This is a genomic window from Bacillus sp. 7884-1 (genome assembly GCF_002272245.1).
Lineage (GTDB): Bacteria > Bacillota > Bacilli > Bacillales > Cytobacillaceae > Neobacillus.
On record NZ_NPDD01000046.1, the window covers coordinates 1 to 9,992 of the forward strand.

At 41.6% G+C, this 9,992-nt stretch carries 11 protein-coding genes; 8 read left to right on the forward strand and 3 right to left on the reverse strand.

Annotated elements, in window-relative coordinates; genetic code table 11:
- Positions 1-187 precede the first annotated feature (187 nt).
- Together CHI06_RS06225 and CHI06_RS06230 are read left to right on the forward strand one after the other, a co-directional pair.
- Positions 188-1,693 (forward strand): mechanosensitive ion channel, encoded by a 1,506-nt coding sequence (locus CHI06_RS06225; protein WP_095247561.1) that lies wholly within the window; start codon positions 188-190, stop codon positions 1,691-1,693.
- A gap of 90 nt (positions 1,694-1,783) precedes the next feature.
- A complete protein-coding gene (locus CHI06_RS06230) occupies positions 1,784-3,088 on the forward strand; it encodes a hemolysin family protein (RefSeq protein ID WP_095247562.1) in 1,305 nt (434 codons plus the stop codon).
- A 645-nt stretch (positions 3,089-3,733) separates the two neighbouring features.
- Here the strand turns inward: CHI06_RS06230 and CHI06_RS06235 are convergent.
- Both CHI06_RS06235 and CHI06_RS06240 read right to left on the reverse strand, forming a co-directional pair.
- Positions 3,734-4,453 (reverse strand): hypothetical protein, encoded by a 720-nt coding sequence (locus CHI06_RS06235; protein ID WP_095247563.1) that lies wholly within the window; start codon positions 4,451-4,453, stop codon positions 3,734-3,736.
- Between the two features lie 52 nt (positions 4,454-4,505).
- Positions 4,506-4,775, reverse strand: a complete 270-nt coding sequence (locus CHI06_RS06240) for a hypothetical protein (protein WP_095247564.1) — start codon at positions 4,773-4,775, stop codon at positions 4,506-4,508.
- Positions 4,776-4,902: 127 nt separating this feature from the next.
- Between CHI06_RS06240 and CHI06_RS06245 the strand changes: the two genes are divergently transcribed.
- The 6 genes from CHI06_RS06245 (at position 4,903) to CHI06_RS06270 (ending at position 9,366) form a co-directional block, all read left to right on the forward strand.
- Positions 4,903-5,835, forward strand: coding sequence for a magnesium transporter CorA family protein (locus CHI06_RS06245; RefSeq protein WP_179292540.1), 933 nt, complete (start codon positions 4,903-4,905; stop codon positions 5,833-5,835).
- 168 nt (positions 5,836-6,003) lie between these two features.
- Positions 6,004-6,327 (forward strand): hypothetical protein, encoded by a 324-nt coding sequence (locus tag CHI06_RS06250; RefSeq protein WP_179292541.1) that lies wholly within the window; start codon positions 6,004-6,006, stop codon positions 6,325-6,327.
- A 249-nt stretch (positions 6,328-6,576) separates the two neighbouring features.
- Entirely contained in the window at positions 6,577-6,909 is a 333-nt protein-coding gene (locus CHI06_RS06255) for an anti-sigma factor antagonist (RefSeq protein ID WP_095247567.1), read from the forward strand.
- Complete coding sequence (gene rsbW, locus CHI06_RS06260; RefSeq protein WP_095247568.1) at positions 6,906-7,388, forward strand: anti-sigma B factor RsbW; 483 nt, start codon at positions 6,906-6,908, stop codon at positions 7,386-7,388. The genes CHI06_RS06255 and rsbW overlap by 4 nt, the downstream gene beginning before the upstream one ends.
- Positions 7,354-8,145 (forward strand): RNA polymerase sigma factor SigB, encoded by a 792-nt coding sequence (gene sigB / locus CHI06_RS06265; protein ID WP_095247569.1) that lies wholly within the window; start codon positions 7,354-7,356, stop codon positions 8,143-8,145. Before rsbW ends, sigB begins: the two co-directional genes overlap by 35 nt.
- A 72-nt stretch (positions 8,146-8,217) precedes the next feature.
- Positions 8,218-9,366 carry a PP2C family protein-serine/threonine phosphatase gene (locus tag CHI06_RS06270; RefSeq protein WP_095247571.1) on the forward strand — a complete coding sequence of 383 codons (1,149 nt, stop codon included), beginning with the start codon at positions 8,218-8,220 and terminating at the stop codon, positions 9,364-9,366.
- A gap of 43 nt (positions 9,367-9,409) precedes the next feature.
- Here CHI06_RS06270 and CHI06_RS06275 read toward each other — a convergent pair whose 3' ends face one another.
- Positions 9,410-9,883, reverse strand: coding sequence for a Dps family protein (locus CHI06_RS06275; RefSeq protein WP_095247570.1), 474 nt, complete (start codon positions 9,881-9,883; stop codon positions 9,410-9,412).
- Positions 9,884-9,992: the final 109 nt, after the last annotated feature.

The following is a 9,992-nucleotide window of genomic DNA, read 5'->3' on the forward strand; positions in this document are numbered from 1 at the left end:
CGAAGTGCCTCGTGACAGGCAGAGACCGCCTGTCACTGCGGTGATTATTCAAAGAAGCTTTCCTTAGTGGAACGGAAATCAACAACCAAGTTTAATTGAGATAATGAATATTTTTTGTTTAGGTCACTTACTAAAAGGGTAAATGCATACTAGGACAAAATAAAAAGATGAAAAGGAGATTGGTAGAATGAATGTAAACGAAATGATGACGGGATGGACCTCGTACTTTTATCAGCTTCCCAACCTATTATTTGCCCTTTTAGTCTTATTGGTGGGCTGGTTGATTGCCAAAAGCATTGGAAAAAGTGTCGAGGCACTTTTAAAGAGGACAAGATTTGATGATAAGCTGTTTGCAAATGTTGGAACAAAGAAATATTCTTCAGAAATCATTATTGGAAAACTTGTTTATTATATCTTACTGGTAGTGGTGTGGATTATCTTTTTCAATATGCTTAACTTAAGCTTTATTGCGACGCCGCTTGTAGAAATGCTCTCGATGATTACAGCAGCGATTCCAAACTTTTTAAAAGCTGCCCTTATTTTACTTTTTGCATGGGGTGTTGCCTCGCTGCTACGTATGCTCTTTAAAAAGGGAGCGGCTCTGGTTCATTTAGAACGCAACTTAGTAAAATGGAAGATTGCGATAAGCCAAAGTGAAGCGGTAAACAAGGTGAACGGTATCGCAACGGCACTCTTCTATTTTGTCCTTTTACTTTTCCTGCCTGGAGTACTAGGAGCCTTGCAGATTGAAGGGGTTTCAGAACCATTTGCTGATACGCTTTCAACCTTACTAGCCTTCATCCCTAAGCTCTTTGCAGCGGCCCTTATTGTGTTTGTCGGCTGGCTGATTGCAAAAATAGTCCGAGATATTCTAACAAACTTCTTAAACAGTATTGGTACGGAAAAATTGGGTCAACGTTTAGGGATTGTAAAAGTGTCGGATACTACAAGTCTTTCTAGTATTATCGGGAACATCGCGTTTATTTTAATCTTAATACCTACCATCATTACAGCCTTAGAAAAACTTGAATTAAAAGGCATTTCGGATCCAGCCATCGGTATGCTCCAAGATGTCGTATCGGTTATACCAAACATTGCGGTCGCCGTAATTCTAATTTTAGTAGGGATATGGCTTGGAAAATGGGTGGAGAAAATCGTCACACAAATGCTATGGCGTTTAAAGGTTGATAATGTCTTTACCCACATGGGTCTTGGCTTACTTAAATCGGAGCAATCCACCTACACACTTTCTCAAATCATTGGATTGCTAGCCAAAATTGTCGTTATTTTATTATTTACGGTTGAAGCCTTACAAATTGTCCAATTGGAGTTCCTTGTTGTTCTTGGAACAGGTGTAATTTCGTATCTACCAATGTTGTTTGCTGCCCTAATTATCTTGGGAATTGGTTTATATCTAGGTAACTTAGTACAGCGCATTTTACAGAATATCCTTAAGAACAGCTATTCTAGAACTCTCGCCGCTGTTGCGAAATATGCCATTTTTACGATAACCATCTTTATGGCATTGGATCAACTGGGTGTTGCGCACTCCATCGTCAATGCTGCATTTATCCTTCTATTAGGTGGATTAGCGTTAGCTTTTGGACTTGCATTCGGTCTCGGAGGAAAGGACTTTGCTTCCAAATATCTGCGTAAGCTAGACCATAAAATCGATAATAAAATAATAGAATAAGAGATTCGTTAAGACTGAACGAAACGATAACAATCCGGATCTAAATGATTTCGGATTGTTATTTTTATAAGAAGGGAGGAAGGCTGCTCAATGACGATTATAAATCTACTATTAATTGCTCTATTAATCGCACTAACGGGTTTTTTTGTAGCGATAGAATTTGCGATTGTGAAAGTTCGTCCATCTAGAATCGATCAATTGATTGCGGAAGGGAAAAAGGGTGCGGTTTCTGCTAGAAAGGTGGTAAACCACTTAGATGAATACCTATCTGCCTGTCAACTGGGGATAACGGTTACGGCACTCGGACTCGGGTGGCTGGGAGAACCCACAGTGGAAAAATTAATTCATCCCTTGTTTTCGGCGATAAATATGAATGAATCGCTTGCACATTTTATATCTTTTATCATTGCCTTTGCCTCTGTAACGTTCCTGCATGTAGTAGTGGGGGAGTTAGCTCCCAAAACCGTTGCCATTCATAAAGCCGAAGCGGTTGCACTTTTGTTAGCTGCTCCCATAATTGGATTTACCAAAGTGATGCGGCCCTTTATTTGGGCGCTAAACGGTTCTGCCAGGCTGCTGGTGGGAATCTTTGGCTTAAATCCGGAATCCGAACAAGAATTGGCTCATTCTGAAGAAGAGCTTCGTTTGCTTTTGTCGGAAAGCTATAAGAAGGGTGAAATCAATCAAAATGAATTAACCTATGTAAACAATATTTTTGAATTTGATGAGCGGATTGCAAAAGAAATAATGGTCCCGCGGACGGAGATGAGCACGTTATCGATTAACGACAGCATGGATGAGGTGATGGACAAAGTAAGGAAGGAGAATTATTCCCGGTATCCGATAATGGACGGTGATAAAGACAAGATCGTTGGTCTCCTAAACGTTAAAGTGTTTCTAACGTCAAAGGTAATTGGTATAAATCATAATGAAGAAATAAGTCTAAACTCCTTTATAAAGCCTGTGATGAAAGTAATCGAAACCATTCCCATCCATGATTTATTGGTGAGAATGCAGAAGGAACGCAGTCAAATGGCCATCCTAGTCGATGAATATGGCGGGACATCAGGGTTAGTGACAGTTGAAGATATCATTGAGGAAATTGTTGGTGAGGTGAGGGATGAATTTGATTCCGATGAAGTCGCAAAAATTCAAAAGGTGAAGGAAAACCATTATTTATTGGATGGGAAAATATTGATTGAGGAGGTTAATACGTTACTCCGTACCAACATACGTGATGAAAGAATGGATACAATCGGCGGCTGGTTTCTAACCAAAATTGCAGAAGCTGAAGTGACGGCGGGGGAAGTAGTCGAAGAAGATGGCTGTCTGTTCAAGGTACATGCAGCGGATGGATATCACATTAAATATTTAGAGGTGAAAAAGATTAGTTGAACATATACAACATGGTTTGGTGGGGCGGGTTGAGTTGGCAGGTAGGAAGGGGGAATTGGCAGGTAAAAGGAAGAATTCGGCGGGTAAAGGGGACCTTTTAGCAGGTAAGAGGTTTTTGTACAAAAAATGAAATTAAAAATGCTCACCTCAATAATGAATCAATGCCTATTCCAGAGTTGTTTATCCATATTTAGGAAAAAAGATAGTGTTAGCCAGGCTCCCACCTGGCTTTTTCAGGAACAAGTCCGGGTGAGGAATTTGTTAGGCAGATAAACAAAGGAAATATTCAGATAAAAAGGAATCTATGCAGGTAAGATAACAAAATCTGCAGGTGTAGATACCATTTAGGCAGGTAAGAGGGTTTTCTTTAAAATAGGTCATTTAAAAAGCACACATCGATCCAGAACCTACGCAAAAATTCGAATGGATTATCCATATATAGGAAAATGAAATACCTGACCAGACTTTCGCCTGGTTGTTTCAGCTTCTAGTTTGGGGCGTGGAATTAATTAGGCAGATAAACAAAGTGAATAGGCAGGTAAGAAAGGAAATTGGCAGGTAAGAGGATGAAATCTGCAGGTAAAGAGGACCTTTTGGCAGGTAAGAGGTTATGCCAGGCTGCTGCCTGGCTTTTTCAAATTGTATTCAGATTTCTTCCGGTCGATCTAGGAGTTCCTTTTGTTTTTCTTCCATAAGCTGGAGGTCGTGGCTAAATGTTTGGTGAATCACAGCTTTTTGACCGAATAGCAGGAGTTGGTCTCCTTCGTGGAGAGTGGTATCATAGATGTTTTTACGAATGATCACATCGCCTCGTTCAATAAATAGGATAACAAACTCAAGTGAATCATGATGGGGTACCACCCGGTTTAATGATGATTGGGCAAGCTGGGATTCTGTGTAAAGATGAAGATTGAGCAATATATCTTCTTTATTTTTCAAAAATAAGTCTCGTATTGGCAGATCAACAAGTGCAACGTTGTGTTTTAGTCCCTTGTTAAACATCTTAGAAAGCAGCTGCTGAATGCCGGTCACCTTTAAGGTACAAAAAACAATGATTACAGTAGCAGCGGCCGTTATAATCTCGGTTAACCGAATCCCCTTTGAAAGAAACTGGCTAATCGAAGAGATAATGACCGCGAGGGAGAAGGCGCCAAATAGGATCAAAAAGGCGGCCAATTTCCGGCGGATGGGGTGACCGAGAATGAGCTCGGATTCTCCAGTTGTAAAGCCGGTTCCTGTCATCATCGAAATAACCTGGAACCTAGAAACCTCAACTTTCAGCCCTGTCAGGCGAAATAAAACAACAAAAATCTCAATAACAACCAGAATGATAATGAGATAAACTAGCAAAAAAAGTAAACTCATCATTCACCTCCATTAAAAAAGTTGGGGTGCGAGTACCCCAACCGTTGCTCCATTATTGGATCTTCTCATTGTAAAATTGAACGGAATACTGTGCGCCCTCGCTCACCATTTCGTTATCGGCAAAATCCCTTGGGTGCGGGTTACCGCCCTTTTCGATTGGAAGTTGCTCTGATTTCGCATATACATTCGGCTTCACCCTGCGTTTCCAGTCTCTTAACACACTTTCAGCTTTAATGCGGTTAGGTTTGTTTGATAGCCATACTGCAGCTGATGCCCCAATTCCTACCGCTACCAGCGAGCTCATACTTACGACTTTACTCATCATTAAACCTCCTTTAGATTTGGACTTGTTCTGTACATACCCGTTTCCTTTCTCGATAAAACCTTTTTTTACGTTTGGTTTCCTCTTTTTAAGGGAATCAAAGGGTTGATTGGAAGGAGGGATTAGTTTGGAGAGAAATATTAATTTTGACCAATGGAAATGGGTTCAATTAAACAAGAATGAGCTGAATACAGTATGGGAAAAGGAGACCATACTTTCTGGCTGGCTATCCTCTGTTCGAAAAAATCAAACCAACTTCGTGAAAGTGCATGGGTTGATAGATGGGGAAAGGGTCGTGAATGGGTCTCTTATTTATAGACAAAATGAGGATAAGGAAGAAGACCGTCAAATTTTTCACTTCTATATAACCTCAAATACATTATTTACGATTGATTTAGAGTTTACCTCTTTTAAACAACTGTCCCCAGAAGTGATGCTGCGGCAGCTTAATAAAATGGAGAATGCAGTCGATGGCTTTTTATTTTTGCTAGGAGAGCTGGTGAATGACTTACTGGGTGAGATCGATCAGTTCGAAGAGTCGCTCCATAAGCTGATGTGGGGTGTAAAAAAGAGGAATGATATGAGGATTTTAGAACATGTTTTTTGTCAGAGGCATGAACTGTTGGTTTGTAAAAATCTCTTGATTCCAATCCAGGAGCTGAAAATGGCGATCGAGGAAAATGATTTTCCTACCGTCAATAACGGAGATATTTTTATCCGAACGTGCAAACGGATAGACCGGGCGATGGTTCTGCTGAGGGAGTATGAACAGGAGTTAGACTCGATGATTCATTTAGAAGAGGTCATATCGTCCCATCGGGGAAATGAAATTATGAAAACCTTAACGGTTCTGACGATTATTTTTACCCCTATTATGGCTTTAGGAGCGCTTTGGGGAATGAATTTTAAACATATGCCAGAGCTTGAGTGGAGGTATGGTTACCTGGTTTCTATTGTTTCGATTGTCTTGTCGACGGCGCTGCTCTATGGCTACTTAAAGTCGAAGGGCTGGACAGGGGATCTTTTAAAAGGGAAAAAGAAAGGTTCATTTTTTCATTGAAAAAGGTTTGAACCTAGTCGAATCGGGTATAACACTATCAAGGTTAGAAACTAGCTAACCTAATCAAAACGATAGAGTCGAAGGAGGGTGGTTGAAGTATGTGGTTGCATTGTTCGGTAAAACCAGCAGGAATGAAAAACGGCAATCTGAAAAATAAAAGGAGGAACCATGATGAATAAAAATTATGTTGATGACAAGGAAATGGAATCATTAAGACGTAAGGATGAAAACGAATTTACGGACAGGAACCAAAAAGGACGGACGGGATATAACGATGGAGAAGATCCTTCGATGAAGCAGGAATTCCCTAGCGATGGGATTGTGGAAGATTTAAGAGAGCTTTCACGCCAGAACGGGCAAAGAGATGACGACCCATCCTTTAAAAGTGGTGAAAATGTCCAACAAGAGAATGACAGGCAGAGATATGGTGATTCGATTTCCAAGAATGGTGATAAAACAATTTCAAGATCCCCCATCGAAATCGCAGAATAAAGGTAAAGATCAAAATAGTAACTGATTCGTAATCTACCATACACTGCCTTTACTATATAAGAGGCTTGCACTAATGGGTGCAAGCCTTTTTCTTACATCCAAATCACTACTATTTCACTAGGCTTTTGTGTCTATTCGTAACTCTTCCTTTTTCTGGTATAATGCTAGGAAAATATTTTTTTAAAAAATAGGTTTAGCTTTCTATTAGAAAGGGTATGTAACCATTAACTATTTTTCAGAGGTGATGACATGAAGGTAAATATAGAAAAACATCAGAATGAGAAGGAAATACTTGTGAGTGTTACTGGAGAAATCGATGCGTATACAGCGCCGAAGCTTCGTGAGGAGATACTGCCTCTTACGGAGGGGAAAAACAAGGTGATTACGGTGAATTTAAAGGATGTCTCTTACTTGGATAGTACCGGCCTTGGCGTGTTTGTAGGGATGTTTAAGCAACTGAACAAAAACGAGGGAGAACTTAGGCTGGTTGAGTTATCAGACCGCCTGAAGCGTCTGTTTAAGATTACCGGTTTAAGCCATATTATGAGTATTTCCGACAATACAGAGGATGGGGGACGATGAAACACGTGATGGATTATGTTGAAATGAAGATTCCAGCCAAACCGGAGTATGTGGGTGTTATTCGATTAACAATTTCAGGAATAGCCAGCACCATGGGTTATACATATGAGCAAATTGAGGATATTAAAATTGCTGTAAGTGAAGCCTGCACAAACGCGGTGCAGCATGCCTATCCCGAAGAGGAAGGCGGAGAGGTTATTGTTGGCTTTGGTATTTACGAGGATAAGTTAGAAACGATGGTTGCTGACAGCGGTCAAAGCTTTAATTTTATAAAGACAAAAGAAGAACTGGGCCCATATACAGAGTCAACTACAGTCGATCAACTCACAGAGGGAGGGTTAGGTTTATATCTGATCGAAACGCTCATGGATGAAGTCCGTGTTTCGAATACGTCCGGAGTAACGGTCTTCATGGTGAAGTATCTAGGCGAGGAGCGTGAAAATCATGACAAAGCCACCTCAGACCGCGAAACGAACTAAGGAAGAAATCTATTCATTGATCCTGGACTTTCAGGAGAACGAGAGCGAGGCCGCCCAAACCCTCTTAGTGGAACAGTACACCAATCTGATTGGGAGTATTGCGAGAAAATATTCAAAAGGCAGGAATCTGCATGAAGATATCGTGCAGGTAGGGATGATTGGATTGTTATCCAGCATCAGACGTTTCGATCCCAGCACCGGGAATCATTTTGAAGCCTATTTAGTTCCGATGGTGATTGGTGAAATCAAGCGTTTTTTAAGGGACAAGACGTGGGATGTACATGTCCCAAGGCGGATCAAAGAAACATGGCCCAAATTGAATGGAGCCGTGGATGAGCTGACCAACCGCTATCAACGCTCACCTAAGATACCTGAAATCGCTGAGCATTTAGGGATTTCTGAAGAGGAAGTACTCGAAGCAATGGAATTAGGAAAAGGGTATCAAACAGCCTCCGTGGACCAAACCATTGAAACCGGTTCCGATGGCAGCGGGGTTACTGCGTTAGATGTGATCGGGTCAGAAGATAAAGGATATGAAAAAATCGACCAGCAGCTCCTGCTAGAGAGCGCCCTTCATGTATTGAACGATAGGGAGAAGCAAATCATTCAGTCGACGTTTATCGAAAACAAAAGCCAACGCGAAGTGGGGGAGCTGCTAGGAATTTCGCAAATGCATGTCTCTCGTATGCAAAAAAAGGCGATTGAGAAGTTGCGTAAGGCTCTTGCCCGGAACCCGCGTCAGGATTGTTCCATCTAATAAAGTGCCTGACCCTGATTGAGGATGGAGGTCAGGCATCACCTTTTGCAATAGGGGGGAAGCCCAATGCCAATGAAGATTGTCATCGTCGATGATAATAGTACGAATCTCATGATTGTGGAGAAAATCCTAAGGAAAGCAGGCTATGGTAATTTGCTTAAGCTCTCCTCTGCAGGGGAGTTATACCAATATTTACAGCTTGATGCACCTAATCCGAGTGAAGTGCCGGTAGACTTAATTTTAATGGATATGATGATGCCGGAAATTGATGGAATTGAAGCCTGCAGGACAGTACTGGCCAATGAAAGGTTCTCCGACCTGCCTATTATTTTTGTTACGGCGATGGGAGATTCCAATAAAATGGCTGAGGCGATGGATGCGGGAGCCCTTGATTATGTGTTGAAACCGATTAATAAAGTTGAACTCCTTGCCCGGATTCGTTCCGTCCTGCGGTTAAAGCAAGAAAAAGATTTGCGGAAGGAACGAGACAGACGAATTCAGTATGAATTGGACCTAGCCAGGCAAGTGCAACGAAGTATGCTTAGCAGCCCGCTAAAGGAAAAGGATATCAGCATTTCCTCTGTGTACAGGCCCACTTTTGAGCTTGCGGGGGATTTCTATGCCTGGTATCAGATTAGTCCGAATCAATATGGCGTCATTCTGCTCGATATGATGGGTCATGGGATCTCATCCTCCCTTGTCGGGATGTACATCTATTCCGCCTTAAAAGATACGATTACGGGAATTGTTGATCCGGAAAAAGTGATATTAGAACTGAACAGGCGAATGAATCAGCTTCATAACCCTGATAGTTTAATGAATTACTATTTTACGGCGATTTACTTTGTCCTCGATACGAAAAAACAAAGTATTGAATATGTCAATGCGGGTCATCCTGCAGGAATTGCGATTGTGGATCAGGAAGTGAAGCTGTTAACAGAAGGGTCGTGTGCTCTCGGCTTTTTTGAGGAAATTGAGGTCACCAAAGGGGTCATTCCTTATCGAGATTCTGCCCGGATCCTGTTGTTCACGGATGGGTTATCAGAATGGCTGGAGGAGAAATATGAGGATGCAAGTGATAAGCTGATTGGCGCTTTGCAAGCGGAGGATATGCAGGATCCTGCGGCGTTGCTTCATCAACTGCAGCCAGGCTGGGAGCTCGTCAATCCTCCAAAAGACGATATGTGTCTCGTCTTAATTTCTACAAATGCCTCATCATAGAAGGGTGTCAGCGCTATGGCTGACACCCCGGTTTAATTGTTTCTTACTCGCCTAGATATGCTTCAAACATCCATCTATGCTTTTCTAACGAGGTACGAATGTGAACGAGTAAATCAGCAGTCGGCTGATCCACATTCTCCTCGGCAAGCGAGATCCCTTCTGTCAGCTCCGTACAAATCATCTCAAAATCATCAGCCAGTGCTTGGACCATTTGCTGTGCATTTTCCTCGCCTGTTGCTTCCTTTAGTGAGGTAAGCTCCAGGGTCTCTTGGAGGGTTGCTACCGGTAATGCCCGTTGCGACAGCATTCTTTCCGCAATCGTATCAAGATGTAAGGCGGCTTCCTTGTATAGTTCCTCAAATTTAACATGCAGGGTAAAAAAGTTCTCGCCCTTTACATACCAGTGGAAGTGATGCAGCTTCATATGAAGAACAGAAAAGTTCGCCACCTGCCTGTTGAGAGTATCGGATAACGTTTTGTTTTTTGACTTTGTTTTAGTAGTTGTAGTTGTTGCCATTGTATTACCTCCTCAAATTTGTGGTGTACTTATTACATACCCGGTGTACTAGATTTGAAACGATTAATTTTAATAGGAGGAGTAAATTTGGTTTTTCCGAGAGTAAAAT